Consider the following 25,118-nt stretch of genomic DNA (forward strand, 5'->3'; position numbering starts at 1 on the left):
TGGGTGGGGTAGGGACTTGGCGCGGGACGGCCGCGCCAACCGTGGGAGCGGGTCGGTTACTCGGGAATCGGCCGAGGAGTGGCCAAAGGGCCGCACTCCTTCACCGGCACGGGCGGAACGTGGGGCCGGAACGGCGCGAGCGCCGGAACGTCCGGGGCGAGGTGCGCCGTCTCGCGGCAGGTGGCCGCAGCGTCGGCGAGGGACAGGTGAGGGGTGCGGATGCGGGACCAGCCGCCGGAGGTGTCGCCGACGACGGCGAGACCGGGCAACTCTGCGGCGATGGCACAGGAGGCCGAGACAGCCTCAGGGGCGATGTCACCGAGCGCCATCTTCGCGGACGCTTCGTCGTTCACCCGATGGCAGACCCGGCCGGTGAGCTGAGCCCGAAGCATGGTCGCCCCCTTACCTAGCTCGGCCCCGAAGCGCTGCCCGCACACCTCCAGGTAGATGCCGGCCGCACGGCCAAGCTGGGCGAGCCGGATGAGCTGGGTGACCATCTCGTCCCGTCGCTCCTCCTCCTTCCTCGTGGCGACGAGAAAGAGTTCTGCCACTTCGTCGACGAACAGCACGATGGGAGCCGGGCGTTCGTCCTCCGGCAGGCCCCAGACGTCCGAGGTGATCAGCTCATCCGGTGTGCCGGGCGCGATGCCCTGCCGCGCTTTGATCAGGTCGTATCGGTCCTCCATTTCTTTGACGAGCACGGGCAGCAGCTCGGCCGCCTGCTCCGGGTCGGTCGCCAGCGCCGAGAGCCGGGGAGCGAACGGCGCCAGCTCCACGCCGCGCTTGCAGTCGATCCCGACCAGGACCACCGGCTGAGCGGCCAGTCCGGCGAGCAGGTTCCGCAGGAACATGGACTTGCCGGACAGCGTGGCGCCGAGCACGAGTTCGTGGGGTACGGCCCGGTAGTCCCGTACGAAGGCGGTTGCGTCCTCCCGCAGAGCCACCGGCACGCGGAGCGAACCGGCGTCGGTCCGGCGAGGCATCCGCACCTTCCGCAGGACGTCGAAGCCGACGAGCCGCAGTTCCACGACACCGGGCTTGACGTCCCGCACGTACACGGCGTGAACGCCCCAGGCGTGCCGGAGCCGTTCGGCCGAGGCCGCCACGTCCGCTGGTTCCTGGCCCGGAGCCAGCCGTAGCCGGAGCCGCAGACCGGTCGAGGTGGGCCGGATCATGCCCCGGCGGGGAGGCACGGGCCGGACCTCACGGCGAGTCGTAGCCTTGACAGCCAAGGCCCGCCACCGAGGCGGCTCCACCGTCAGGCCGCACGCGTCCATCGTGGAGGTGTACGAGGCCAGTAACCTGGCCACCGACATGGGAAGTCCGACCGTGGACCAGTACGCCGCCGGATGAGCATGCCGGGCGTAGGCCGCGACGCCTATCGCAGCAAGCGACCCGCCCAGCTCAGCCCATGTCGCGAGGTCGGTCACGACGATCAGCCCGCATGCTCCATCGGGAAGGCGCCAGGAGCAACGGCGGTCGCCCGGTAGGCGATGCCGTGCCGCTGCTGCCCGTTGAACACGCTCTCCCACGGCCGGGCGATGAGCCCCGGCAGCGAGACCGGGGCCCCCACGGTCAGGCCGTCCGTCACACCGCTCTCGGGGATGGTGACCTGGATCAGCGACGACTCGCCCTCGTCGATGTAGACGACGCCGACCGTCATCAGCGCCTCACCGCTCACGGCGTCCTTGGCGATCTCACCGGTCTGCCGGTCGCGCACCTTCGGCGCCGGAGCTTCGGTGAGCAGGATCGTTGCGGTCGAGGCATCAATACGGATTACACGCACAGAGATTTCTCCTTCTGAGTTGATCAACCTGCCGCCTGACAAGTTGACTTGGCAAGTTCGAAGTTAAAGATGACAGGTTGACTTATCAAGTGTGAATCGAGATAGGAGTCGATAGTGAACTTCCCTTAAGGCGAGCTCAGTTCAGGCGGTAGGTGTCTTCCAGTTCCTGCCGGTCGGCAGGGAGCAGCACGTCGGAGACTTGCAGCGCCTGCCCGGAAGCGTCGCACGCGATGACCAGGACGCTGAGGACCGGAACCCCGTCAGGGAGATCCAGAAGCTCCGCTTCGGCGCGCTCGGGCAGGCGGGCCGAGACCCGTTCCGTCACATGGTCGAAGCGGACCTTCTTGCGCGTCTCCAGGTGTGCGCGGATGCCGCCCGTCAGCGCTTCGGCGCTCTCCAGCTCCGTGCCTTCGACCAGGCCGGCGGGGAAGTAGGACGACACCAGCTCCACCGGTTCGCCGTCCTCCTCCACGAGGAAGCGGCGCATGAGAGTCTTGGCCCGCTTGGGCAGCCCGAGAGCGGAGGCGACCCGCACTGGAACGGGGACGTAGCCGACTTCGACCAACCGCCCTGCCGCTTGCGACTCGTCACGCGTGAGCGTCTCATTCCCCCGGCGGTCCTTCTGCTCGACGACAGCCTGGCGACCTCGCACGATCGTGCCGTACCCCTGCCGGGACTCCACCCAGCCGTCCCGCTTCAGCAGCTCCAGCGCCCGGACAACGGTCGGCCGGGACATCCCGAAAGCCTGCACTAGTTGGTTCTCACTGGGCACCCGCGTGCCAGGCGGATACGTGCCATCCTCGATGCGGCGCTGGATCGTCTGCGCGAGGCGCACGTACTTCGGTGGCTCCACTTCATACGCCATGAACGCCGCCCGTCGAGATTGGCCAAGTCAACTGGTCAACCAGACTAGCGAATCTTCGGTTGCCAAAGGAGAAGCGGAGCGAACTCTTACCTTCCGGGCCAGGCATCGGCCACCACGAAGGAGACGACGGTTCCGCCGAAACGACTCGGCGCCGCGTGCCACGACTCGGCCAGCGAATCGACCAGGAGCAGCCCACGTCCGTGGGAGTCATCAGCGTCGGGGTGCCTCAGCTGCACGTTCGCCGGAAAGCCGGGGTTGTGCACGTCGACCCGAAGCGAAGTCCCCTCGCGGAACCATTCGACCCGGACCAGCCAAGGATCGTCCGACCGGCCGTACGAGATGGCGTTGGTCACCAGCTCCGAGATCATCAGCGCACAGTCGTCGACGGAGCAGGCCGGGTTGTACGGGGCGATGAACTTGCGGAACCAGCGCCGAGCCCGCGGTACGGACTCAGCGACAGGGTGCAAGGTCATCGCACCGAGACGAGGTGACTCCTCAGACGGGTAACGGTCGATCATGTAGGCCATCGGGTGCTCACTTCCTGCCGCTACCGTCGCAGTCGAGGCAGCGCCGCTTTGATGTGGCGCGGGTGCGATCGGCGGCGGTGGCAAGCGCCAAGGTGGTCCGCGAGCCGACGCGCTTCCAACCGCGCCCCCGGCAACCCCGGCAAGGTAAGTGCGTGCCCTGATCCGGCCGCTGACTCGTCACACCGCGCCTCCTCCCAGTGAAGTGGCCTTAGCCACTTTCTGGATAGTGGCATTAGCCACCTGGGAGGCGCAAGCGATTCGCCACAACTGGCCCCCTCAGGTGAGCGGGTAGCCCTGCTCAAACGCCCAGCGATGCGGCGGGTAGGTGGCCTCAGCGAACTCCAACGGCCGGTCCTGGAGGTCGAAGACGACGTGGTGCACGATCAGCACGGCGGAGCCGGCCGCAAGTTGCAGGTCCTCGGCCTCTTCCTCCGTCGCCTCACGCGCGCACATGCGGTCTTCCGCGTAACTCCCCTGCCGTCCGGTCATGTTCTCGACGTACAGCAGCGTCCCCTCTTGGATCCGCTCCGGCTCCAGAAGCTTCGGCGCACGCTGACCGACATCCGGAGCGAACCACGAGGTGGACAGTGTGATCGGCCCGTCCTGGTTGTTGGTCACCCGCCGCCGGTGCACCGCCCGACGGTCCCTGACCAGGCCCAGCGCCTCAGCCACGTGATCCGGCGCTTCCAGCCAACCGGCAGAGGTGATCACGGCGTACTCGCCAGGCGTGTAGATTTTCCCCGTCTGCCGAGCGCGACCGTACAGCTCACGGGCCCGCCGGTTGACTTCGAGGCTCCGGACGTACGTGCCCGATCCCTGACGCTTCTCAACGAGCCCTTGATGGCTCAGCGCCTCCAACGACCGTGCGGCCGTGGGCCGGGACACCTTCCAGTCCGCCGCCAACTGCCGCTCCGACGGCACCTCGTCTCCCGGTCGCAGGTCCCCCCGAAGAATCTGATCACGGATGTAGTGCGCGATCTGGAGATACTTTGGCTGAGCCTCCTCGATCTGCGGCATCAGTCCTCCTCACCCAAGGCGAGCCCCAGGCGAGTAGTCGGGCACCCCGCTACCGAGCTGAGGCCTGCTTCTCGATACAAGTGGCTATGGCCTCTAGCCACTATAGGGTGAGTGGTCAACCCCCCACCCCGTAGGCTGAACCGCATGACGCGGTTGATCGTCGCAGCAGGAGGAGGGGGCGACGCAGTCGCCGCCGCAATGATTCACGCCGCCCTTTACGGCGACGAGGACCAGGCGGTGATCCTCACGTACGCGTGGGACCGCCTCCTGATCGACCCGGTTCCCGGTCCCCGAGGACCGAACAACTTCACCGGTCTCCAGCCCCTCACCCCAGCGGTCTGGGCAGTGCCGGCCGAAGCTCGCCCGATCGCGCCGGCGGGCTCGACTCTCCCCCGACTCGCAGCAGAGCTCCGGCACACGTTCGCGCTGATCGATCCGCGCCACGGGGTCGAAGGCGTCACCCGCCAACTCGAAGAGCTGGTGGACCACTTGTCACCAGAGTCGATCGACCTCCTGGACGTGGGCGGCGACATCCTCGCCCGCGGCGATGAGTCAACGTTGAAGAGCCCGCTTGCCGATGCCGTCACCCTCGCCGCGTGCTGCCTGGTGAACGCTCCTGTTCGCCTCCTGGTGGCGGGCCCCGGCCTCGACGGGGAACTCCCCCTCGACGAACTGCGCGGCATGCTCGGCCCGCTCATCCACACCCTCACCACGAAGAACGTCGAGCCCATCAGCTCGGTCCTGGAGTGGCACCCCTCCGAGGCAACCGGGATGCTCGCGGCGACAGCCCGAGGCGTACGCGGCACCTGCGAGATGCGAGACGCTGGCCTTCCTGTGCCGCTCAGTGGCGAGGGACCGACGGTCCATGAGGTCGACCTGGACGAGGCACTGACCCGCAACCAGTTGGCCCGCGCCATCCTGACGACCGTCAACCTGGACGAGGTTGAGGCACACAGCCGCGAAATCTGCGGCTACTCGGAGATCGACTACGAGCGCAACAAGGCCGCATGGCTCAAGGACCAGCCGTCGGCACCGCTCGACCGTGAGGCCGTACTGTCTCACCTCGACCAGTTCGAAGCCGAGGCCCGGAACCGCGGAGTCACCCACACGACGTTTCGCCGCATCACCGAGGCCCTGAACCTCAACGGCTCCTTGCGCGAGGACCTGCGCCAGCTGCTCATCAACAGCCGTCCGAAGCAGTACGACGCTCCCTTGTGGCGCATCACAGCCACTTCTGAGTAACAACTTTCTTCACGGGTTCAAGGCCCGCGCACGGCGCGGGCGCGCGCCGCCTCTGCGGCGCGGCCTGCCTCCTGTCTCCGCCCCGGCTGGCCGCGCCCGGCGGCGCGCTCGGCGGCTGCAGGCATGAAGGTGGGAGAAACCCTCTATGGCTGGGGCGGTCGGCTCCACGGCTTTAGGCAGCCACTTTGGGGCGAGCCTCGAAGATCATGGCCCCAACGTCGTGCTTTAACGGGCAGGTCCACAGACTGCCCGACGCGCCGGAAGCTTACGGGGCCATGATCACTCGCCCCAAAGCAGCTCCAGCCCAAAGCCGCTCCGCCGCCCTGTGGCGCACGTGTCAGCGGTAGATCGCGAGAATATTCAGTGTCAGAGCCGGGCCGACCAATGTGGTGTCGTCCGACTGTTCTTGTCGAGCAGCTTCCCTGCGCTGCTTTCGGCTCATCAAGGATGCACCAGGAATCGCTAGGAGGGAGTGGGTTTCGCCGTGCTTCAACCGCTTGGCAACCTTCCCCAGGATGAAAACCTCGCCTTCAATCGCGTCTCGAACGTAATCCTTGTTCAGCTTGCCTGTGATTTGAGGGCCGCCGTCTTCCTGGTCGCCAACGATGACCACGTCTGACTTCATCGCTTTGCCGAAATCGCTGAAAGCCTTCGTCTCCTTCTTTCCAGGAAGCCCTTCGAGATCCTGCCCCAGCATGGGAGCCATTGCTCGAAATGCCTCAATCATGTTCACCATGTCATCCAACTGATCTGGCTGACTAAGCATGCGAATGAAGGGGGGAATCTCCACTTCGCACTGTACCTGCACGATGTCTGCTACATTGACGCTTTCGAATTCATCCCCCAGGTCCTCGATGTCACGGTATCGCCACTGAGCAGACGCTACGTCGAGTGCAGTGACCAGGCGGATGAAGCGCTGGCTAGCCGTTTCGCGGACTACTCGCTCTTCCTCGGAGGTGGACTCACCGTCTGCTGGTTGTCCGAGCCCGGCGGACGTGACTTGCCCTCCACTTGACAAGCGCCGCGCCTTTGCTTCATCGGAGAGTCCTTGCTCTACTACGGAGAGATACTCGCCTAGTCCTTTCTCGTCCAAGTAGAGGAAGCGAGGGAGGGACGGAATGGGCATTTGTAATCCAATCCAAATATCGATGGTGGGCCTGGATCAAGCTGGGTTTGAATTATCTGCGGATCTCAATCCTTCGAGGGTGGCGGCGGCTTTAGCGCGGTCGCCCTCGGTGATTTCTGCGGGCTCATTACTGTAGGCAATGTAAGCCGTAGGAGTGGCCATGTTCCCTAGCTGGATAGGGAAAACGAGGAGATCGCCCCAGTGCTTCTTGTGGCCGAGTTTGCACTGGACTGCGGCCTGATATTCTCGGAGCTCCGGAATGAAGTTCGGAAATGGCGTGCTAAATTCCGCAAACACCTGTACGGCGGACCGGCCTGCCACAACGAAGACGCTGGGAAGCCGGGGGTCGTCATCCTTCTCGGGTCGGATCCGATCGCGAGTGGTGCTCCAGGGAAGAGTGACTGTGCCTTTCGTTGTGCCTGGAAGGGTCAACCGCAAATTCTGCACGATAATTGGCTTCGGGCCGGTGTTGAAGAGAATCAGAGGGATCCGGATAAACGTCTTACTGCTTGTCGTAGCAGCGGCGAAGGAGTGAGGAGTGTAGGACTTAAGGGCCCCTTGGCGAGCGTTAAGCCACCAGAAGGAAGCGATGGTAAACAGGAGGGCACAGGCTGCTACCACGGCGGCAGCCGGAAGGGCTCCTGCGCTGTTCGTGTTCGTTGCTGCTAGCACGATCGGATTATGGCAGCCAGTCCGGGCATATGCGGCAGTTTCAAAATTTCTGGGCGAACTATCGGAGGCAGCATCGCCGCAGCGAAGCACCCTGGGCCGTCCTTAGGCCGTGCGAGGCCGACCAACGTTGACAGACGGCACCCACGGGTGACCGCCCCCACCCCCGCTCCGGCCTGGGCACCCGCAGTTGATCTGCCACACTGGAATGATTTTGCCTGCACCCGGAGAACTAGCGTCGTGAGTCGGGACGCCCGGAACGGCTGCCCGCCCACGCGGCCGGCTGCCACTCAATCTCTCGTTCCTTGGACAGGGGATTTCCTTCTGCTGACCTCCTGCTGCTCCGGTTCGTCGCCGACCGGCATGCTCAGCTTGAGGTCACGCAGACCCGCAACGCGTGCTCGGGTTGCCTGGCCGGTGTCGTACGTAAGCACCGTCACTTCGCGCCCCGACAAGGGCTTGACCGCCAGCGCCCTGTCCACAATCTCGTCATCGTTGATTGGCAGCCGCACATGACCCGGCGGATCGAACAAGAGCTGCACAGTCACTTCGCCACGTCGCAGCCCGGTGGTTCGCAGTTCCTCGGCGTCAGCCTCACGGAGCAGGGCCTGCTCCGTGCTCTTCTGGAAGAGTCGATCCAGAACAGCAAGTGTGTACCGTGCCCGCCATCGCGCCTGCGGGGCCTTGCTCTCCTTGAGTTGGTCGAGTTCATCGACCACGACCATCGGCACCATGAGGTGTACGAACGCCCCTTGCGTACCTAGCAGACCAGAAAAGTCCGTGTCTTCCAGCTTGTCTGGATGATGGATGTAGAAGCTGCTGTCAGCCACCACAGGAAGCCCGCGGAGCTGCCACTGCTGCAACTCCTGCCCGAGCGTCTGAGTAGCAGCCGTGAATGCCGTCGTCCGCTGCCGGAGTTCGGCACTCACCAGTTGGTTCACGAGGCGCTGAGTCGTCCCGACGGTAAAACTGTCCAGTCCGGCGAGCAACTGGTCGTGCCGCTTGGTAAGAACAAGCCGGTCAAGGTCAGCGCTGCTGATGAGAGCCTCCAGTCGATCAACGGCATACGCCGCCCAATCTAGGTAGGCCAAGAGCCGTTCGTAGTACTCGTGCGGACCGCTGGTGTGGAGGTTCGAGACCTTCTGGCACACCTCGCTGAGCGTCTTGTACAGGTGCTTCCGGTCAACGCCGGGCAGTGGACTCACAAGCATCCCCGTACTGTGGCAGCTTACGGATACTGCCCGCACGTGAAAGTTTCGTACTCCTGATGCTGAACGGCGCCAAAGCAGTACCGCGGCCCGAGCCAAGGGCCAGGTCAGTCTCTGGTTGGCAACGGCTCGTGACGGTGCCAGATCAGGTACCGGTCCTCGCGGCGCAGCTCCGCTGACCCCCACTCAATGCGCATGACACCCTTCTCCATGGAGCAGGCGTAGGCGACGAGGACGAGCTGCACGTCGTCGGGAAGCAGCTCCAGATCTGGATGCACTTCGGAGTCGTCAAGTTCTCCCCAGTCCAGGTCGAATGCCTGCTGCCTGGGAGGTGGGCCGTGGCGGCGGATCAGGTCAGCTCGGAAGCCTGTGGCCCGACGGAGACGAGCGGCCGTGACAGGCACGTCTTTCTTGGCGTAGCGGAGGGGGTAGATCAAGTGGCCGCGGACGAGCATCAGCGTTCGCCCTTGTAGACGCACAGCTTCCCCAAGCCCGGAGATGCCGGCGGCCAGTTCTTCGTATTGCACCGCGTAGAGGCCATGTCCGTAGGCCTCGAGCGTCTGAGTGTGAACGCCCTCGTGCCCGGTCCGGGCGCGGTCATGAGCCCGTAGGAGGCAAGCCGGGATGATGTCGGCCAGCTCACCGGCTATGTCCCCGAAGGTCTCACGTGCCCATTGACTGGCTGAACCCACGACGTACCGCCCCTCCCTGATGGTCCTGCGGCACAGCACCGAGCAGCATCCACCTCAACCGTGCTGGGCCCAGGCGAGTCACACAAGGTCGCAACCAGCGCACGAAGGGAGCGCACACCGCCTGAACAGGGTTCACCGCACGTACCGCTCGCCTGCCAACCACAGCAGACATTCGCCCGGCCCGATCGCTAGCGGTGACGGCAATCCTGACGGCAACGACGGCGAACGGCAGCGACCCCCAGCAGCCCACCACGGTGCCGGTGTAGGCCGATCGGGTCGAATCACCAAGGCTTGCGCGCATCTTCTAATCGCTTGGCCGCAGGTTCGAGTCCTGCCTGGCGCCCCGTCGCTTCCCTCCTTGGAAAGCTTTTGCTGTGCCGCCGACGCCAGCACCGTTGACTGCCCACTCCACACCAAAGACCCGCGCAAAACGGTGCAGAATGTGACGGTTCAGGTGGTCGGCTGCCACAACCTCAACCGTCCGCCGGGACCGTCGCCGGAGGCGGGGTCTCCCCGGTGTCGTCGGGCTTGGCCGCCTCGTCCGGCTCCTCCCTGAGGTGCTTCCACGCGTCGCGCGCACGGCGGAACGAGTCGAAGACGTCGGGGAGCTGATCAAGGATGCCCTTGATCGCGAAAAGCAGCACAGAGGCCACGCCAGCGATGGCGAGAATGATGATGATGGCGGTGCCGTCCACCGATCCTTACCTTCCCTGTCATGGGCCGGATCGGGTGCGCAGGCAGCCTCGATCCGAACCCTTCGGTTCGGGTCGAGACACCCACGCTGACGCTCACGCGAATGTTCTCGGTCGGGCCTACTCTTCGGCCCGTACTCACTTCGGTACGTCTACTAGCCCCGCGCCATCAGTGCTACTGACCTGCGTCGCGGTGGATGTGTGACTACCCGTCCACCAGGCCAGCGCTGCCGATGAGTCCCACACCCCAGTTCGCAGCAAGGATGCGGGCAATGACGAGTCGACTATCAACTCGCCACATCCAGAGTAGCGCAAGGCCGTGCGCGGTACCCGGGAACAAGTGATCCTCGCCCTCGTGCAGTTGGGCCAGGCTGACGGAACGTCGGGCCAGCGGGCCGGCTCATGCCGACGAGGGCGGGGAGAGCCGGCAGCGCGAAACCGCCACTGCCGTTCAGGACTTAGGGTTGATGCACCGCGTAGAGCTCGGAACAGACGCTCTTCGGCTTGCTCCCATTCCCGGGCTCTGTGTTCGGCCAGAGCCCAGGCTGCTTCGATGAGTTCCTGCACCTTCCGGCTCTGATGAGTGGGCCAGCCTGTCGACTTCATGCTGACGGCTGGCCAGGGCGACAACGAAGCCGATTATGATCTTGTCCCACTCCTTATGAGCTTCAGGGACCGCGCGAGGGGCGTAGAGAGCCACTTTCGTTTTAAGCAGACGTACCGGCTCCTCAGGCCGACCGGGGTCCCACTCGTCCGGCAGCCGTCTGCTGTGCACGACAACGGCGCGTGCTCGGCTGCGGGCCAAGGTGAATCGGTGGATCTCCTCCAGTGCATCGGCCCGGCGCGCTGAGCGGGTCGCATTCCTCTCCCGCGCAGTCGCAATCAAGTTCCACCGGCTCCGTCTCGGGATCAACCTCATCCTGGCTGGCGTCTGCCTGCTATGTGCCGCAACTGCGCTGGCCTTGGTTCTGTAAGGCCACGACCGAAGACGAATCGCCGTGCCAGACTCGTGCCAGGTCGTGCGGGGCACCACGGGGAATGGCGGGGACAACGCTGCCGACCGGTCCGACCTCGCTAGCAGTTCCGCCGCTGGTCAGCCCAGCAATCGCCTGTAGAAGACCCAAGCTTCCCAAGCTGAGAGCGCGAGTTCGATTCTCGTCACCCGCTCCAGAGTGAAACCCCAGGTCCATGGCCTGGGATTTGCGTTTTCCCGAAGGTTGTCCAGCAAGTTCCGGCCCGTCAGGCGCACGAAGATCGGGCACGCGGAGGGCACCGGTTGCGGACGGCAGCCGTACATGCAACGCCGCAGCTTGCGACTCGGGTTCTCTGTCGCAGCCTCGGCCCACCTACCGCTCACGGACTCGTAGCGGTCAGGTCCCCAGCGAGTGCGACGTGCGGACACGCCGCGATCGCCGACTCTGCGTGCGGGGATCTTCCGCGGCTTGTACCCGTGGGCGCCGCGCCGTCCGTACACGGGCCGGCCAACCGGCTCGGCAAGGTCATTCGTCTTGAACCGATGTTAAGATCCGCCCGCTTGTTCGGGGGGATGGGGCCCTCCGTCGGGGAGGGGAAGCAAGTGGCTCGTCCTACCTTCATGCGTGGCTCCCTTGTCACGCTCATCGGGTTGGCGCTCTCTGTGTCCGCCGTCCCGCTGGTGGTGCCCGCGCACGCGGAGACCGCACCGGAGATCATCGTTCCGGCCACCATGCGCACGACTCCGCGTACGGCGTATCTGCAGAGCGCGGGGGCTTCCGGCTTCCTTGAGTACCGCTCCACCGCCGAGGGGTCCGGCCTCTGGTGGACCAGCTACGACGGCAGCCGAAAGCCGGTGGAAGGCGGCGAGGGACTCGGGCCGCGCACCGCGGGTGCGTACGGCACCGGTTCGGACGTCGTCGCCCTTCGCCCGTCCCAGAGCAGTGGTGGGCAAGTCCTGCTCCGGGACATGGGAACCGGTACGACGGAGACCGTGGCCATCCCGGCGGGCCAGAGCTATCTGCAGACGTACGGACGTACTGTCCTGACCAGCATGTCGACAGGTGGGGAACGAACTGGGCTGTTCCTGCTGCGCGACGAGAACGGCAGCACGGTGCAGAAGCCTGTCACCGGGCTCCCGGACGGGGTGGTCTTCCCCTTCTTTCCCAGGGGTTCGGCCTCCGGCATCCTCGTCAACTACTACGGCCCGGACCGGGTCTTCCAGTACGCCTGGGTGGACGCGGAGACCGGTGCCGCCACGATCTTGCCGCCGCTGGTGGCGAGCACGGACACCGTGGTGGGATCCGACTACCTGGTCAGCTGGTACGGCACGTCCCGGGTGCGGGTGTACGCCCAGGGTGCCTACGAAGCGCCCACGCACGAGGTCGCGTTCCCCCGCACCTCGGAGAACAAGATCCTCGGCGTCGTCGGTGACGCGCTCGTGGTCGCGCGGCGCAGCGACTCCTCCGTCTGGAGTGTGTCAGCACTGCCCTTCGACGGCTCCGCGGAGCTGCCCCTGTTCAAGCGGTCCGATCCCGCTGCCGTCACGACCCCCGACGGCGGCCTGGTCCTCGCCGGCGGAGAGTCCTCTCTGGACTATGGCATCGCCAAGATCCAAGCGGGGGCCGACGGGCTGCCCCGGGTCCGCCGGGTCGTGGACCTTCCGCCCGTGCCCTTCGGGATCGAGTCGCTCGATCTGAGCGGCGGTGAGCTGATGACCTACGAGTCCGGCGACGGGGCGACGCACCTGTACAGCCGCTCGCTGACCACGGCGGAGGCTCTGACGGTGGGCACGCGCACGGACCGGGGAACGACCGGGAGGTGCGGGGTCATGGCCGGGGACCACGGGAGCTGTCCCCGTCTGATGGGAACGGGTGACGGCCGGGCGGTCATGGCGAACACGGCCGGGGAGGTGTCCGTCCTGGACCGGGGACAGCCCCTTCCCGGCACCGTGGTGACCTCCGGTCTCCAGGACAACCATGGCCTCGTGGACGTCGCGGGCCGGTACGCGGCCTGGCATGGGCCCACGCCCGCGGGAGAAGGCCTGGCCGTGGCGGATCTGGACGCACAGAAGGTCGTGCTCACCCGTACGGGCGCGGCCGACGTGAGCCCCTCCGCCCTGTGGGGGGAGACGCTGTGGGCGGCGGCCCAGGACGGCACCGTCACGGCCAGCGAGGTGCGTTCGGGCAACACGATCACGTCATTCCGGGTGGTCGGCAGCGGCTGCCAGGTGGGCGACTTCCAGGCGGTGGGACGCTGGGTGTACTGGTCCGGCTCGTGCGCTCTTACCCAAGGCAGCGTGGACAAGGCCTTCGTGTACGACACCCGCAAGAAGACGCTCATCGCCGTGCCCGCCGGCCGGGAGACGCGCCTGAGCGACGGCTTCCTGATCAGGCGTGACCCCACATCTGGAGCGCTGACCCTCACGGACGTCACGAGCGGCTCCGCGGTGAGCCGGACCCTGGCGGTCAAGGCCGGAAAGTGGGACGTCGATCCGTACACCGGCCTGGTCGGCTACGTGGACCCGGCCTCCCAGGACATCCACGTCCTCCGGAGTGGCGTCCCCACCACGGACATCGCGGTCCTGGGAGCGAGAACGGAACCTTCGGTCAGTCTGGTGGACTCGTCGTCCTCGTGGGACGGCACGTGGTGGCTGTCGAAGCCGGCCGCCTCGTGGACGCTGGCACTCAGGAACAAGGCGACCGGGGCCACCGTGCGCACCCTGTCCGGTGGCGCCGCGTACGACGCGGTCCGTACGTCCTGGAACGGCAGGACGTCGACGGGCGCGTATGTGCCGAACGGCACGTACAGCTGGACTCTGACGGCGGCCCCGGCCGACCAGCACGGTGCGTCGGCGACGGCGTCCGGCACACTGAAGCTGACCGGCGGTGCCGCGGTGAGACGCGACCATGTCGGTTCCGACGGCATCGGTGACCTGCTCACGCTCACCTCCCAAGGCGCACTCTCCTTCCATCGGGCCGACGGCGCCGGGAAGTTCACGACGAAGACCTCGGCTTCGGGATGGCCGGCCTCGATCACGGTGGTGCCGTTCGGCGACCTGAACGGCGACCGCTGCAATGACGTGCTCGTGCGGTTCAGCAGCGGTGCACTGCGGGCTTACCGCCCCGGGTGCGGCAAGGCCCTGACGACCTCCACGTCGTACACCACACTGGGAACGTCGGGCTGGAACCAGTACAACGTGCTGACCTCACCGGGCGACATCACCGGTGATGGCCGGGCGGACCTGATCGCCCGCCAGGCGTCCACCGGTGACATCTACCTGTACAAGGCCACGAGCAGCGGAACGCTCTCGGCACGGGTGAAGATCTACTCCAAGTGGTCCGGTTACAAGAAGATCATCGGCGTCGGCGACCTCAACGGTGACGGGTACGGAGACCTGCTGGCGCAGGACACGTCGAACGAGCTGTGGCGGTATGTGGGCACGGCGACCGGCGGCTTCAGGGCGCGGGTCAAGGTGGCCGACAACTGGGGTGCCTCCTACAACGTCGTGGTGGGCGCCGACGACATCACCGGGGACGGGCGGGCGGACATCGTCTCCCGCGACACCTCCGGCAAGCTGTGGCGCAACAACGGCGACGGCAAGGGCTCCTTCGGTCCTCGCACCGGGATCGCCACTGGGTGGCAGGGCTACAAGGCCCTGTACTGACCGCCCGTGACAGGTGAGAGCGCGACCCGCTCCAGCCTGCCCGGCGCCCGTGCTGCGCGCACACCAATCAGCCGCATGCCCTCAGGGAGCGCGCGCCTCGAAGATCACGGCGCCCCAACGTCGTGCTTTACCGAGCAGGTTCAGCCCAAAGCCGTTCCACCAACCTCGTGCCGGCTAGACGCGGTCCTGGAAGACGCAGCCCCACACGTGTGTGCCCGCGACGCTGCCGTCGGCGCGCACGGCCTCCAGCGTGTAGAAGTGCGTGGTCCCCCGCGCGGCCGTGGTGTCCGTGTAGGCACGGGTCTCCGCCGACAGCAGTCCGGCGTGCAGCGGCCCGTACGCCTTCGTGGACGCGTTCCACCGGCTGATCCGGTAGCCCGCGACGGTGTCGCAGTCAGGCGTCTTGTCGCACCGCCAGTTGACGGACGGCCCGTCCTCGTCGGGTCCGCCGATCACGGTGCCGTGGCCTATGCTGCCGAGCTCCCAGTCCCGGGTGACCGTCACGGACGGCCGGACGTCCAGCTCGGTGGCTTCGACGACCGTGACCTTGGGGTCGCTCGGGGGCAGTGCGTTGCCCCAGCGGTCCCTGGCAATGACCGCGTACACGTAGGTCTCGCCGTCCGGCAGGTCGCCGCAGAGGACCGCGAGCGGGTCGCTCGTGCCCTCCCGGCAGTCGCTGGCGCCGAGCCACTTGACCGTGCCGTCGGCCTGCCGGGCGCCGGTCCAGGCCCAGTAGCGCTCGACGTCGTCCTCGGCCGAGGCCGCCCAGCTCATCAGCACGCCGTCGGCGCGCGGTGTGGCCTGCACGCCGGTGACCGGGCCGGGCGCGACGCGGTCGCCGGTGCGGACGACGAGCGGGGCGGACAGCGCCGACTCGTTGCCGGCCGGGTCCACCGCCGCGACCGCGTACGTCACGTACGTGCCCGCAGGCATGTCCAGGTCGTGGCAGACGCCGCCGGTGCTGGTCTGGCCGCTGCTCTCCTCGGCGCAGGTCACGCGGGTGAGCGCGGCCGGGTCGAGGGTCTTGCCGGGCGAGCGGTAGACGCGGTAGGTCCCGCCGTTGGTGAAGTCCTCGTCGAAGCCGTCGGGCTGCTTCCAGTACACGTCGGTGTAGCCGACTTCGGCGACGGAGCCGAGGGAGGTCGGGGACTTCGGCGGTGTCCGGTCGACGCCGTCGCCGGTGACGGTGGCGTACGCCGACGGGTTGCCGAGCGCGTCGAGGGCGCGGACCCGGTAGTACCGGGCGGTGTTCACGGGCGCGTCGGTGCGGTACGACGTCGAGGTCGTCGTGCCAGCAGCTCGAACGGGCCGGTGCCGCGGAGGCGGCGTACACCTCGTACGTCGCGGCGTCGGCGACCCCCTGCCAGGCCAGGGTGGCCCACCACGCGTCGCTGGTGACCGTGAGACCGTTCGGCGCCGCCGGTCCCGTGCGGTCCACGGTCACAGCGGTGGCGTCGGAGCTGCCGGCGGACTCGCGGCCCGCCTTGTCGACGGCGCGGACCTCGTACAGGAAGGTCTGGCCCGTGGCAGGCGTCGCGTCCACGAAGGTAGGGGAGGTGAGCAGCGACGAGCCGCTGACCTTCGCCCACTGGGTGGTGCCCAGCCGGCGGTACACGCGGTAACCGGCGAGGTCCATCTCCTTGTTCGCGGTCCAGCGCAGGGTGGTCTTCGTGGTGTCCCGGTTGTATGCGGCGGTGAGGCCGGTCGGGGCGAGCGGCTTGACGGTGTCGACGGCGGCCTCGGTGCGCGGGGCGTACGTGAACCCGGCGTTGGCGAGGCCGGTCCATGCGACGTAGTCCACGCGGAGCGTGTGCTTGCCGGCCGGGATGGTCAGGTCGACGGTCTTGCGGGCGGTGGTGGAGACGTTCTTCCACAGGTCGATCTTCCGCACGCCGTCGACGTAGACGCGCATGCCGTCCTGCGTTGCGGCGGAGAGCCGGAAGGGGCCGCCAGAGCCGAAGTCCCGGGTGAGGGACCAGCGGACGGAGAAGTTGTCTTTGGGCAGCGTGACGCCGGGCGGGTCGCCGTACCCGTAGTTCTCGGCGATGACGGAGTCGCAGGCGGTCAGCTTCGGCGTACCACTGAAGGTGGAGTTGCCGTAGTACTGCGCCCTCCAGACGGGAGAGGTGCAGGTGACGGCCGCGGAGGCAGAGGTGGCGGTGATCAGGCCGCCGGTCGCGGCTAGGGCAGCCGTCGCTGCCAGCACTGTCAACCGAATGCGAGTCATCACTGAGAGTGGGGCCCTTCTGGACCTTTGGAAACATGAGAAACAGTGACGCCTGTGTGACCTATGAGGCGGGGGCAGGGTTGCCCGTCCACTCCCCTTTTTCACGGACGTTCGGCACGCGTCGGCCGTACCCGTGCCCTCGGCCAGACGGTAGGACCCCGGCCCACTCCCGGGGGTGCTGCCGCGTTGGGCAGCACCCTGTGGCCGGCATCCGGGAGCAGTCCGGCGACGCGAATGGGTGGGCGTCATCGTCCAGCCTGGCGGGTCCGCTTGGCTCAACGTCTGGGCGAGGCCGGCTCAGGACAGACCGGCGAGCAGGCCGAAAACCAAGTGACGTGAATTGAAAGGAATTTGACTCCTTCCAACGGGCACGGTTCCGACCTCTTGGACACCGACCAAACCATGCCTCTACGGCAGCGCCTCGTGCCGCAGGCTCCCAGGCCAGACATGTGCTGCCGCAACGCCGTATCGGGCGCACCCTGGCGCCACCGTCCGGACGAGTCATCCAGGGGTCCCGGGCACGCCGGACAACCCTCCCTGGAGCTGCGTGCCCATAGCGTGCCCGTAAGGACGGAAAACAGCGGTCAACAACAGTACAAACAGCACCACCGCCGCCACCCGAGGAGGGGCGTTAGCCCAGGTCAGAGGAGCAACACCCGCCCAAGCGCCGTCGCTTCCCAAGCTGAGAGGGCGAGTTCGATTCTCGTCACCCGCTCCATGAAGCAGGCCCAGGTCAGAGACCTGGGCCGTTTTGTTGTCCGTTGTGATCACTCGCCGCGTGCCAGATGCGTGCCAAAAGGCTTCTCGGCGACCTTCTGGGCCGGAGGTCGTAGAACCGGCAGCCCTCGGGCATGCCGACGATCTCTCGTGCCTTCCGCCGCTTCCGCCCGAAGGTGCTCCGCCGGAAGGGAGCCCCTTTCTCCCCGATGAAGACCAGACCATCAGGACCCGGCTCGGCGTACAGGAAGGGCAACAGGTCGACGATCTCGGACCACAACGCGTACTACGGCAAGTGAGGCCGCGGTTCGCCAAGCGGGATCGCTGAGTGGGGCGGTCTGCCGGAAGGCGGAATCCGGCAGACCGCCCCTGTTCGGTGGGTCGACTCTCCGCAGTGTCGGACTTCACGGCACGCACGTTTTCCCGCGTCCCGGCAGCATCGGGGGCGCCGCAACCGTCGACCTCGTGGTGACCGCCACGGCCGCGGGGGGCTTACTCTCCCGCGACGTGGCCGGGACTCCGGGTGCATCGCCGCCGTCACCGGCCAGCCACTCCAGTGAGCGCACCCGCGAATGCTCCCCGAACTCGACGACCGAACCAGCGGGGCTGACCCGACAAGCCTCGGCGCATTGGGGAGCAGTGAGCGCTTCCGCCTTCTGGAGTTCGAGGACGTGATCCTGGACCGCGAGGCGATCTGGCCGGAGCGCGACGGGACGTTGACGGACTTGGGCTGGGGATTCCTGGGGGAGATCAAGAAACACGTCAGGAGACGCGTCGACACACTGATGCACTGTGAGAAACATCTGTCATGCGACGACTTCATCGTCTTCGTGGCCGCCCTCGACTCGGGACCCACGACCACCACTTCCGTAGGCACAGCGATCTGATGCAGCGCATCGGCCCCGGCGCCGGACGCGGTCGCCTCAAACCTGGAGACGACGGGAAAGACGCTGCTGAACGCCCCCTGGGAACTGGGCGCCGAGGTTCTCGACTGGTTCGCCTGGAATCCCATCCTGAGACTGCCTCCTCGCCTCCGGCATGCTGAAGCACCCCGAGGCAATCCCAGGCTCTACGGCGGTCAAGGCGGCTGGTGATGTCATGCCGCTGGTCAGCTCGCCCCGGAACAGAGGCCGCGTGTTCGCAGAGCGCCCCCACCCACGGCCTGTCGGGCGACAAACCACCTCAGGTGATGTCGTGGACGTTGTGCTCGACCAGGTCGGACGCGTGCCGGGCAGTGGCCCGGTAGTCGGCATCGTCGTGGAGGACAGCCAGCCCGTGGTGGGCCGCGGTGGCGGCGATGACGAGGTCCACCGCCGAGGCACTGCGATGCTCCCCAGCCTGGGCCATACGGTGTTGCACCGCGCCAATCCAGCGCCCCGCGTTCTTCGGCACCGACACGTCGGGATAAAGGTCCGTGAACATCTCGACGATCTCGTCGTACTCGCGTCCGTTCCGAGCACTGTGGAGGAACTCGGTGCGTTGCACGTAGCAGGAGGCGACGGTTCCGGCATCAATTGCGTCGTACCAGGCCGACTGCAGTTTGGGATCGCGGAGCAGCCGGACCAGGCCGGACGTGTCGAGCAAGTAGATCACCGGCTGTGCTTCTCCGCCCGGTGCAGCCGTTCGGCATCCTCGACGGCGCCCCACTCACGCGCACGCTCGAAGTGACGGCTGATGCGCGCCGCACGCTCCTGCTGCTCGGCGTAGAAGCGCAGAGCGAGATTGACCGCCTCCTTCTTGGTCCTGACCTTGGACAGAGCCATGGCGCGTTCCAGGGCATCGTCGTCGATGTCGATCTGGGTCACAGACATACTGCACCTCCCACAATGTTGATGATGTACATAGGAGAATACGTCACCAACATTCACGGAGCCACGTCTGAGTGTCACATCCCGGCATGTGCAGTCGTGACGGAACTCCGGTCAGCCCGAGAGGCGATGCGGTCCGTCGGCACAAGCGTCACGCGCACGTATGGCCCGGCTGCTGGCAGCGCCCGTGCCCAAAGCGTGCCCGTAAGAACGGAACAACCTCGGTCAACAGCGGTGCGACCGAATCCGCGCGACGGCGTCGGCACGACGAGCCACATCCAGGCGCCCCTCGCGGAGTTCGTGCACGACCTCGACACTCGACCGGGCTTCGAAGCACCGAAATGCGCCCGCGGCCGTCACCGGTGACTGAGGCGACCGTCAGCCGTGTGCAGTCGCGACGGCCCCACACCGACCGTTCCGGGGTCGCACGCTCCACAGGTTCGAAGTCAGGCTCCGGTCCGTCGGCCCTCTCGTCGCGTGGCGGCGATCACGGCGGAAACGGCGGCGGTCACGGCGAAGCTCCCCGTCATGACCATCCCCACGCCGATCATGAAGAGGCCGCTGGCATCGTCCGACCAGTCGTAGAAGGAGGCCACGGTCAGGCCGGCCGTGGTGCCGAGCACGGCGCCCGCGAAGTAGCGCCGGGACGCCGCCCAGTACACCGGTACCAGCAGGGTCAGCACGAGCCCGATCACCTGCCACGCCTCGTACGGGCCGGTCGTCGTGCCGTCGGGCCGCACGTCACGATGCTGGTCCCAGCCGAGCCAGGCAGCCCACACCGCCGGCGATATCCCGGCCAGCACGAGGATCGGCAGAAGGTGCAGAACGGGTTTCGGTAGTCCTTGGCGCATGTACGAAGGGTTCCGGCCGGCCCCGTCACCGACCAGAGCGCACGTACTCAGTTCCACCTCAGCTCCACGCGAGTACACGAGCCGGTGGGCTGGCTCCGGGGAAGAGTGGCCTGTCGGCCGTACACGTCCCTCGCGGTCGGTCCCGCGCGTTCTGGAAGAGTTGGTGTGTCCGCCGCGTGGTCCTGGTGGGTGTGGGTACCCGTTGCGCGCACTCGGGGATCAGGCACCTCGGAGGTGACAGGAATGACTACCTCTCCCCAGTCGTCCATGGAGACCCATCCCGACATCCTCGACATGCGCTCCCGCCACGAGATGGCCGAGCGTGCGGCGACCACCCCTCAGGCCCAGGCCGTGGAGACCCTGGCCGTCCTCACGGGTCTGTACCTGGCGGCGTCGCCGTGGATCGCGGGGTTCAACGGCTTCACCACGCTGGCCGTCAACAACCTGATCGTCGGTATCGCGTACGCCCTTCTGATGAGCGGCGGCTTCGGCCGTGCCTACGAGCGCACCCACAGCATGGCGTGGGCGGCGTGCGCCCTGGGCGTGTGGACGATCTTCGCTCCCTGGGTCGTCGCGGGTGATGTCAGCACCACGAGGACCATCGTCAACAACATCATCGTGGGTGCCGTCGCCCTGCTGCTGGGTCTGGCAGCCAGCGCCGCCGCCGCCCGAGCGGACCGGTCCGCCGGTGCGAAGGCCGGCAGGAGGGGCGGTATGCCCGCCGGCGGTATGTCCGCCGGGAACCGTGGTACGACCGCTCCCTAGCGGCCGGCCGGAGCCGACTCGGATTCAGGAACGCAGGAACAGGACACGAACAGCAACCCCTGTGCCCCTCTCCGCGCGTCGCAGGCGGGCGGAGAGGGGCACGCGCGGCTCATCCGTGCAGGCGAGGAGGTCAGGGTATGCGCGTGCGTGAGCGAGTGGTGGTGGTGACCGGGGCGTCCAGCGGGATCGGGCGCGCCACGGCCGAGGCGTTCGCCCGGAAGGGCTGCGCGGTCGTACTGGCGGCGCGCCGGCCGGAGGCGCTGGAGGCGGCCGCGCGGGACTGCGAGAAGCATCGCGGCGCGCGTGCCCTGGCCGTACCGACCGACGTCACCGACGTGAAGCAGGTCGAGGAGCTCGCCCAGCGGGCGGTGGAGCGCTTCGGCCGGATCGACGTGTGGGTGAACGCCGCCGCCGTGACCGTCTTCGGCCCCTTCCAGGAGGTGCCGCTGGAGGACTTCCGCAAGGTCCTCGACGTCAACGTCCTGGGATACGTCCACGGCGCCCGCGCCGCCCTGCGGGTCATGCGGGAACAGGGCAGCGGCACGCTGATCAACGTGTCCTCGATCGTCGGGGTGGTCAGCCAGCCCTACACCCACGCCTACGGCATGTCGAAACACGCGGTCCGGGCCCTCAGCGCCAGTCTGCGCCAGGAGTTGCTGCTGGAGGGCGTGAAGGACATCCACGTCTGCACGGTGCTGCCCGCCACCGTCGACACCCCGCTCTTCGAGCACGCGGCGAACTACACCGGGCGCAAGGCGGTGGCCATGCCGCCGGTGTACTCCCCGGAGCGGGTGGCCCGCACCGTCATGGACCTGGTGCGGGTGCCGCGCCGCGAGGTGGTGGTCGGTCCCACGGGCCGCTCCATGGTGCTGGAGTCCCGGATGGCCCCGGGCCTGGTCGAGCGCATGATGGCCCGCCAGTTCGACAGGACCCACCTGTCCCGCCAGGAGCCCGCCCCGGCGACCCACGGCAACCTGCACGTTCCCGCGCCCGGCGAGGGCGCGGCCCACGGCGGCTGGGGCGGCCGTCGGCGCACCGCCGTACGCCGGCTGGGGACGGCCGCCGCGCTGGCGGGCGCCGCCGCGGGCGCACGCCGGCTCATCCGCACCCCGTGACCGGCCGGGACACCCGCAGCCGCCGTCCCTGAGCCCCCGCCCCGAGCGGCCGGCCGGTCAGCGGGCGAGCAGGCCCGCCAGCGTGCTCACCCCGCCCGCGCAGGCGAGGACGGCGCAGGCGCAGGCGGCGTGGCGCTTGAGGAGGTCGTGCCGGAGGGTGGCGTAGCGGTCCTCGTACTCCTGCCGCAGTTCGTCGGCCCGCCGGGCCGTGTCGAGCAGCATCCGGCGGGTGAGGTCGATGCGTCGGCGGACGTAGTGGCGGGTGAGTTCCTCGACTTGGGTTGCGGTCAGCCACGGCATCGCGGCGCAGAGCTCTTCGGCCTCGCGGCGCGCCTGGTCGTGGTGGAGGTGGGCGAGCAGGTAGCCCTCGGCCTCGTCGGCCAGCGTGCGGGCCCCGTTGCCGTACCGGCCGTGCTGCGTGGTGCTGTCCCGGTCACCGTGGGCGCCGCGACGCGCGGTGCTGTCGTCGCCGTCGCCGTACGTGCCGCCCCGCGCGGTGCTGCCCCCGCCCCCGTCGCCGTACGCACCGCCGCCCCGCCCGGCACGATCCCCGTCGCCGTGCGGGCCGTCATGGGCCGTGCGCGTCATGGGCGTTCGCCCTTGTGGGAAGTGGCGTCGAGGACGTCGCGCTTGCCCACGTTCTCGCGTTCGTCGAGCTCGGCCACGTCGGGGTGGTGCAGGTCGAAGGCGGGCGATTCGGAGCGGATCCGCGGCATGGTGAGGAAGTTGTGGCGCGGCGGCGGGCAGGAGGTGGCCCATTCCAGGGAACGCCCGTATCCCCAGGGGTCGTCGACCTCGACCCGCTTGCCCTGCTGGGCGGTTTTCCACACGTTGTAGAGGAAGGGCAGCGTGGACAGACCGAGGAGGAACGCCCCGATGGAGGAGGCGGTGTTGAGGGCGGTGAAGCCGTCGGCGGCGAGGTAGTCGGCGTAGCGGCGGGGCATGCCCTCGGCGCCGAGCCAGTGCTGGACGAGGAAGGTGGTGTGGAAGCCGGTGAACAGGGTCCAGAAGTGGATCTTCTCCAGGCGCGTGTCGAGCATCGTGCCGGTCATCTTCGGCCACCAGAAGCTGAAGCCGCCGAACATCGCGAAGACGATCGTGCCGAAGAGCACGTAGTGGAAGTGCGCGACGACGAAGTAGGTGTCGGTGACGTGCCAGTCCAGGGGCGGGGAGCCGAGGATGACGCCGGTCAGGCCGCCGAAGAGGAAGGTGACCAGGAAGCCGGCCGCCCACAGCATGGGGGGTTCGAAGGACAGTGAGCCCTTCCACATGGTGCCGATCCAGTTGAAGAACTTCACGCCGGTGGGGACGGCGATCAGATAGGTCATGAAGGAGAAGAACGGCAGCAGGACCGCGCCGGTGGCGAACATGTGGTGGGCCCAGACGGTGGCCGACAGCCCGGCGATGGCGATGGTGGCGCCGATGAGACCCGTGTAGCCGAAGATCGGTTTGCGGGCGAAGACGGGGATGATCTCGCTGATCACGCCGAAGAACGGCAGCGCCAGGATGTAGACCTCCGGGTGGCCGAAGAACCAGAACAGGTGCTGCCACAGGATCGCCCCGCCGTTCTGCGGGTCGAACACCTGCGCCCCGAAGCGCCGGTCGGCCTCCAGCACCAGCAGCGCCGCCGCCAGCACCGGGAAGGCCAGGAGCACGAGCACCGAGGTGAGCAGCACGTTCCAGGTGAAGATCGGCATCCGGAACATGGTCATGCCGGGGGCGCGCATGCAGATGATGGTGGTGATGAAGTTGACCGCACCGAGGATCGTGCCGAACCCGGACAGCGCCAGCCCCATGATCCACAGGTCGCCGCCGACGTATCCGCTGCGGATGGGGCCGCTGAGCGGGGTGTAGGCGGTCCAGCCGAAGTCGGCGGCGCCCTGGGGCGTGAGGAAGCTGCCCATCACGATCAGGCCGCCGAAGAGGAACAGCCAGTACGACAGCATGTTCAGCCGGGGGAAGGCCACGTCCGGGGAACCGATCTGCAACGGCATGACCGCGTTGGCGAATCCGGCGAACGTGGGCGTCGCGAACAGCAGCAGCATGATCGTGCCGTGCATGGTGAACGCCTGGTTGTACTGCTCGTTCGACAGCATCTGCAGGCCCGGCCGGGCCAGCTCCGCCCGGATCGCCATCGCCAGTGCCCCGGCGATCAGGAAGAAGATGAACGACGTGATCAGGTAGAGGTGCCCGATCTTCTTGTGGTCCGTCGTCGTCAGCCAGGTGACGATGACCTGACCCGTGCGGTGGCGCTCCCCCGCCGGTACCGGAGCAACCGGTTCAGTATGTGTCGCCATCAGGTCCCCAGATCGGCAGCAGTCGGTGCGCGGACACGTGCCAGTGCGTGACCGGCCCAGCGGAAATTAGTCCCGCCGCTGGGGCACCGCCGTCTCGCGGCGACTGTTGTTGGGCTGAATGGCCCGCTGATTCACCCGCCCGGGTGGCAGCCGTACGGGGCTACTCGCCGGGCCCCTCCTCGGACTTCCCGGCCTTCTCGGCCTGCCCGGCCTTCTCCGCCTGCCCGGCTTCCTCGGCCTCCTGGCCCTCGCGGTCCCCCTCCGCCTGCGAAGGAGTCGTGCGCGGCACATCGCGACGACCGGCCTGTTCCTGCTCCGGCCGCTGCTCCGGCGCGGTGGCCTCCTGCCGTTCGCCTTCCGCCTGGGACGGGGTCTGCTCGCTCATCGTCATCGGTCTCCGGTGCGCATGCCGTGGAGTGTCAGGGTGTGCCGGCTGTGCCGGGCGTGCTCGGCGTGCCGGAGCGCAGCCACGCGGCGATCCATCCGGTCTGCATCGCGGCGTCGAGGAGGTACGTGGGCCGGATCCGCCGCTTGGGGACGTAGATCAGGTCGACGGCCAGCAGGGTGACGGCGGTGCCCAGTCCGATGCGGCGGGCGTGGGACGGGCCCTGGGGGGCCGGGGCCGCCGCGAGCTGGGCGACGCCGGCGGAGACCAGGAGTCCGCCCGTCGTCATCTGCAGCCAGTCGTCGGTCTTCGGGCCGAACACCCACTCGAAGCTGCGCAGATGCAGCAGCGGCCACAGGCCGCCGAGGAGGTTGAAGACGCCGTGCGCGACCGCGACGGTGTCCGCGGGATCCGGGGTTTTCGCCGCCCTGCCCATGCGCTGTCCCTTCGCTGCCCCTTCGGTCCCGCCGATCGCTTCGCGGAGTCTGCC

Annotated in this window: 23 protein-coding genes and 2 pseudogenes; 5 read left to right on the forward strand and 20 right to left on the reverse strand. The window is 67.6% G+C overall.

Translation table 11 applies throughout. The features are described 5' to 3' along the window. Positions 1-56 precede the first annotated feature (56 nt). From ACYVMZ_RS17120 to ACYVMZ_RS17140, 5 genes are all read right to left on the reverse strand, one after another. A complete protein-coding gene (locus ACYVMZ_RS17120; RefSeq protein ID WP_461080398.1) occupies positions 57-1,430 on the reverse strand; it encodes an FtsK/SpoIIIE domain-containing protein in 1,374 nt (457 codons plus the stop codon). 5 nt (positions 1,431-1,435) lie between these two features. Then, a complete protein-coding gene (locus ACYVMZ_RS17125; RefSeq protein WP_461080400.1) occupies positions 1,436-1,786 on the reverse strand; it encodes an SCO3933 family regulatory protein in 351 nt (116 codons plus the stop codon). A gap of 136 nt (positions 1,787-1,922) precedes the next feature. Continuing rightward, complete coding sequence (locus ACYVMZ_RS17130) at positions 1,923-2,651, reverse strand: GntR family transcriptional regulator (RefSeq protein ID WP_461080402.1); 729 nt, start codon at positions 2,649-2,651, stop codon at positions 1,923-1,925. An 86-nt stretch (positions 2,652-2,737) separates the two neighbouring features. Further along, positions 2,738-3,178, reverse strand: a complete 441-nt coding sequence (locus ACYVMZ_RS17135) for an ATP-binding protein (protein WP_461080404.1) — start codon at positions 3,176-3,178, stop codon at positions 2,738-2,740. Positions 3,179-3,454: 276 nt separating this feature from the next. Beyond that, on the reverse strand, positions 3,455-4,195 hold the full coding sequence (locus tag ACYVMZ_RS17140) for a GntR family transcriptional regulator (RefSeq protein WP_461080406.1): 741 nt from the start codon (positions 4,193-4,195) through the stop codon (positions 3,455-3,457). A gap of 144 nt (positions 4,196-4,339) precedes the next feature. Between ACYVMZ_RS17140 and ACYVMZ_RS17145 the strand changes: the two genes are divergently transcribed. Then, complete coding sequence (locus ACYVMZ_RS17145) at positions 4,340-5,437, forward strand: DUF1152 domain-containing protein (protein WP_461080408.1); 1,098 nt, start codon at positions 4,340-4,342, stop codon at positions 5,435-5,437. 337 nt (positions 5,438-5,774) lie between these two features. Here the strand turns inward: ACYVMZ_RS17145 and ACYVMZ_RS17150 are convergent, their stop codons facing one another. From ACYVMZ_RS17150 to ACYVMZ_RS17170, 5 genes are all read right to left on the reverse strand, one after another. Further along, positions 5,775-6,563 carry a DUF6414 family protein gene (locus tag ACYVMZ_RS17150; protein ID WP_461080410.1) on the reverse strand — a complete coding sequence of 263 codons (789 nt, stop codon included), beginning with the start codon at positions 6,561-6,563 and terminating at the stop codon, positions 5,775-5,777. Between the two features lie 36 nt (positions 6,564-6,599). After that, positions 6,600-7,235: a hypothetical protein gene (locus ACYVMZ_RS17155; RefSeq protein ID WP_461080412.1), complete on the reverse strand. Its 636-nt coding sequence runs from the start codon at positions 7,233-7,235 to the stop codon at positions 6,600-6,602. A 287-nt stretch (positions 7,236-7,522) separates the two neighbouring features. Continuing rightward, on the reverse strand, positions 7,523-8,443 hold the full coding sequence (locus tag ACYVMZ_RS17160) for a PIN domain-containing protein (protein WP_461080414.1): 921 nt from the start codon (positions 8,441-8,443) through the stop codon (positions 7,523-7,525). A 104-nt stretch (positions 8,444-8,547) separates the two neighbouring features. Next, entirely contained in the window at positions 8,548-9,132 is a 585-nt protein-coding gene (locus ACYVMZ_RS17165; protein WP_358967462.1) for a hypothetical protein, read from the reverse strand. A gap of 473 nt (positions 9,133-9,605) precedes the next feature. After that, positions 9,606-9,827 (reverse strand): hypothetical protein, encoded by a 222-nt coding sequence (locus ACYVMZ_RS17170; RefSeq protein ID WP_461080416.1) that lies wholly within the window; start codon positions 9,825-9,827, stop codon positions 9,606-9,608. Positions 9,828-11,448: 1,621 nt separating this feature from the next. Between ACYVMZ_RS17170 and ACYVMZ_RS17175 the strand changes: the two genes are divergently transcribed. Continuing rightward, positions 11,449-14,463 (forward strand): FG-GAP repeat domain-containing protein, encoded by a 3,015-nt coding sequence (locus tag ACYVMZ_RS17175; RefSeq protein WP_461080418.1) that lies wholly within the window; start codon positions 11,449-11,451, stop codon positions 14,461-14,463. Between the two features lie 174 nt (positions 14,464-14,637). Here the strand turns inward: ACYVMZ_RS17175 and ACYVMZ_RS17180 are convergent, their stop codons facing one another. From ACYVMZ_RS17180 to ACYVMZ_RS17190, 3 genes and pseudogenes are all read right to left on the reverse strand, one after another. Beyond that, positions 14,638-15,717, reverse strand: coding sequence for a fibronectin type III domain-containing protein (locus ACYVMZ_RS17180; protein WP_461080420.1), 1,080 nt, complete (start codon positions 15,715-15,717; stop codon positions 14,638-14,640). Positions 15,718-16,264: 547 nt separating this feature from the next. Then, positions 16,265-16,939: pseudogene (locus ACYVMZ_RS17185) on the reverse strand (PA14 domain-containing protein); the annotation flags it as partial. 571 nt (positions 16,940-17,510) lie between these two features. Further along, positions 17,511-17,651 (reverse strand): annotated as a pseudogene (locus ACYVMZ_RS17190) (tyrosine-type recombinase/integrase); the annotation flags it as partial. A 328-nt stretch (positions 17,652-17,979) separates the two neighbouring features. On the opposite strand from ACYVMZ_RS17190, the gene ACYVMZ_RS17195 reads away from it, so the two are divergent. Beyond that, positions 17,980-18,294 (forward strand): hypothetical protein, encoded by a 315-nt coding sequence (locus ACYVMZ_RS17195; RefSeq protein WP_461080422.1) that lies wholly within the window; start codon positions 17,980-17,982, stop codon positions 18,292-18,294. A gap of 295 nt (positions 18,295-18,589) precedes the next feature. Here ACYVMZ_RS17195 and ACYVMZ_RS17200 read toward each other — a convergent pair whose 3' ends face one another. The 3 genes from ACYVMZ_RS17200 to ACYVMZ_RS17210 all read right to left on the reverse strand — a co-directional run bounded on the left by ACYVMZ_RS17200 (position 18,590) and on the right by ACYVMZ_RS17210 (position 20,066). Beyond that, complete coding sequence (locus tag ACYVMZ_RS17200; protein WP_461080424.1) at positions 18,590-19,000, reverse strand: PIN domain-containing protein; 411 nt, start codon at positions 18,998-19,000, stop codon at positions 18,590-18,592. Then, positions 18,997-19,218 carry a type II toxin-antitoxin system VapB family antitoxin gene (locus ACYVMZ_RS17205; RefSeq protein WP_105973854.1) on the reverse strand — a complete coding sequence of 74 codons (222 nt, stop codon included), beginning with the start codon at positions 19,216-19,218 and terminating at the stop codon, positions 18,997-18,999. Before ACYVMZ_RS17205 ends, ACYVMZ_RS17200 begins: the two co-directional genes overlap by 4 nt. 443 nt (positions 19,219-19,661) lie before the next feature. Further along, positions 19,662-20,066 carry a hypothetical protein gene (locus tag ACYVMZ_RS17210; RefSeq protein ID WP_461080426.1) on the reverse strand — a complete coding sequence of 135 codons (405 nt, stop codon included), beginning with the start codon at positions 20,064-20,066 and terminating at the stop codon, positions 19,662-19,664. Positions 20,067-20,309: 243 nt separating this feature from the next. Here ACYVMZ_RS17210 and ACYVMZ_RS17215 point away from each other — a divergent pair, with 243 nt between their 5' ends. Beyond that, a complete protein-coding gene (locus ACYVMZ_RS17215; protein WP_461080428.1) occupies positions 20,310-20,831 on the forward strand; it encodes an SPW repeat protein in 522 nt (173 codons plus the stop codon). Between the two features lie 137 nt (positions 20,832-20,968). Next, entirely contained in the window at positions 20,969-21,946 is a 978-nt protein-coding gene (locus ACYVMZ_RS17220; protein ID WP_461080430.1) for an SDR family oxidoreductase, read from the forward strand. A 57-nt stretch (positions 21,947-22,003) separates the two neighbouring features. Here the strand turns inward: ACYVMZ_RS17220 and ACYVMZ_RS17225 are convergent, their stop codons facing one another. The 4 genes from ACYVMZ_RS17225 to ACYVMZ_RS17240 all read right to left on the reverse strand — a co-directional run bounded on the left by ACYVMZ_RS17225 (position 22,004) and on the right by ACYVMZ_RS17240 (position 25,064). Further along, a complete protein-coding gene (locus tag ACYVMZ_RS17225) occupies positions 22,004-22,534 on the reverse strand; it encodes a hypothetical protein (RefSeq protein WP_461080432.1) in 531 nt (176 codons plus the stop codon). Further along, on the reverse strand, positions 22,531-24,243 hold the full coding sequence (gene ctaD / locus ACYVMZ_RS17230; RefSeq protein WP_461080434.1) for an aa3-type cytochrome oxidase subunit I: 1,713 nt from the start codon (positions 24,241-24,243) through the stop codon (positions 22,531-22,533). Before ctaD ends, ACYVMZ_RS17225 begins: the two co-directional genes overlap by 4 nt. Before the next feature lie 160 nt (positions 24,244-24,403). Then, entirely contained in the window at positions 24,404-24,628 is a 225-nt protein-coding gene (locus tag ACYVMZ_RS17235) for a hypothetical protein (protein WP_461080436.1), read from the reverse strand. Positions 24,629-24,662: 34 nt separating this feature from the next. After that, the gene (locus ACYVMZ_RS17240; protein ID WP_461080438.1) at positions 24,663-25,064 is read right to left on the reverse strand and encodes a hypothetical protein; all 402 of its coding nucleotides are present in this window, start codon (positions 25,062-25,064) and stop codon (positions 24,663-24,665) included. Positions 25,065-25,118: the final 54 nt, after the last annotated feature.

It is taken from the genome of Streptomyces deserti (assembly GCF_054782695.1).

Coding starts and splice junctions, on each gene's coding strand:
- ACYVMZ_RS17130 (WP_461080402.1), bottom strand. CDS start 2,651: ATGGCGTATGAAGTGGAGCCACCGAAGTACGTGCGCCTCGCGCAGACG.
- ACYVMZ_RS17135 (WP_461080404.1), bottom strand. CDS start 3,178: ATGGCCTACATGATCGACCGTTACCCGTCTGAGGAGTCACCTCGTCTC.
- ACYVMZ_RS17140 (WP_461080406.1), bottom strand. CDS start 4,195: ATGCCGCAGATCGAGGAGGCTCAGCCAAAGTATCTCCAGATCGCGCAC.
- ACYVMZ_RS17145 (WP_461080408.1), top strand. CDS start 4,340: ATGACGCGGTTGATCGTCGCAGCAGGAGGAGGGGGCGACGCAGTCGCC.
- ACYVMZ_RS17150 (WP_461080410.1), bottom strand. CDS start 6,563: ATGCCCATTCCGTCCCTCCCTCGCTTCCTCTACTTGGACGAGAAAGGA.
- ACYVMZ_RS17160 (WP_461080414.1), bottom strand. CDS start 8,443: ATGCTTGTGAGTCCACTGCCCGGCGTTGACCGGAAGCACCTGTACAAG.
- ACYVMZ_RS17195 (WP_461080422.1), top strand. CDS start 17,980: ATGCTCCCCGAACTCGACGACCGAACCAGCGGGGCTGACCCGACAAGC.
- ACYVMZ_RS17205 (WP_105973854.1), bottom strand. CDS start 19,218: ATGTCTGTGACCCAGATCGACATCGACGACGATGCCCTGGAACGCGCC.
- ACYVMZ_RS17210 (WP_461080426.1), bottom strand. CDS start 20,066: ATGCGCCAAGGACTACCGAAACCCGTTCTGCACCTTCTGCCGATCCTC.
- ACYVMZ_RS17215 (WP_461080428.1), top strand. CDS start 20,310: ATGACTACCTCTCCCCAGTCGTCCATGGAGACCCATCCCGACATCCTC.
- ACYVMZ_RS17220 (WP_461080430.1), top strand. CDS start 20,969: ATGCGCGTGCGTGAGCGAGTGGTGGTGGTGACCGGGGCGTCCAGCGGG.
- ACYVMZ_RS17225 (WP_461080432.1), bottom strand. CDS start 22,534: ATGACGCGCACGGCCCATGACGGCCCGCACGGCGACGGGGATCGTGCC.
- ctaD (WP_461080434.1), bottom strand. CDS start 24,243: ATGGCGACACATACTGAACCGGTTGCTCCGGTACCGGCGGGGGAGCGC.
- ACYVMZ_RS17235 (WP_461080436.1), bottom strand. CDS start 24,628: ATGAGCGAGCAGACCCCGTCCCAGGCGGAAGGCGAACGGCAGGAGGCC.
- ACYVMZ_RS17240 (WP_461080438.1), bottom strand. CDS start 25,064: ATGGGCAGGGCGGCGAAAACCCCGGATCCCGCGGACACCGTCGCGGTC.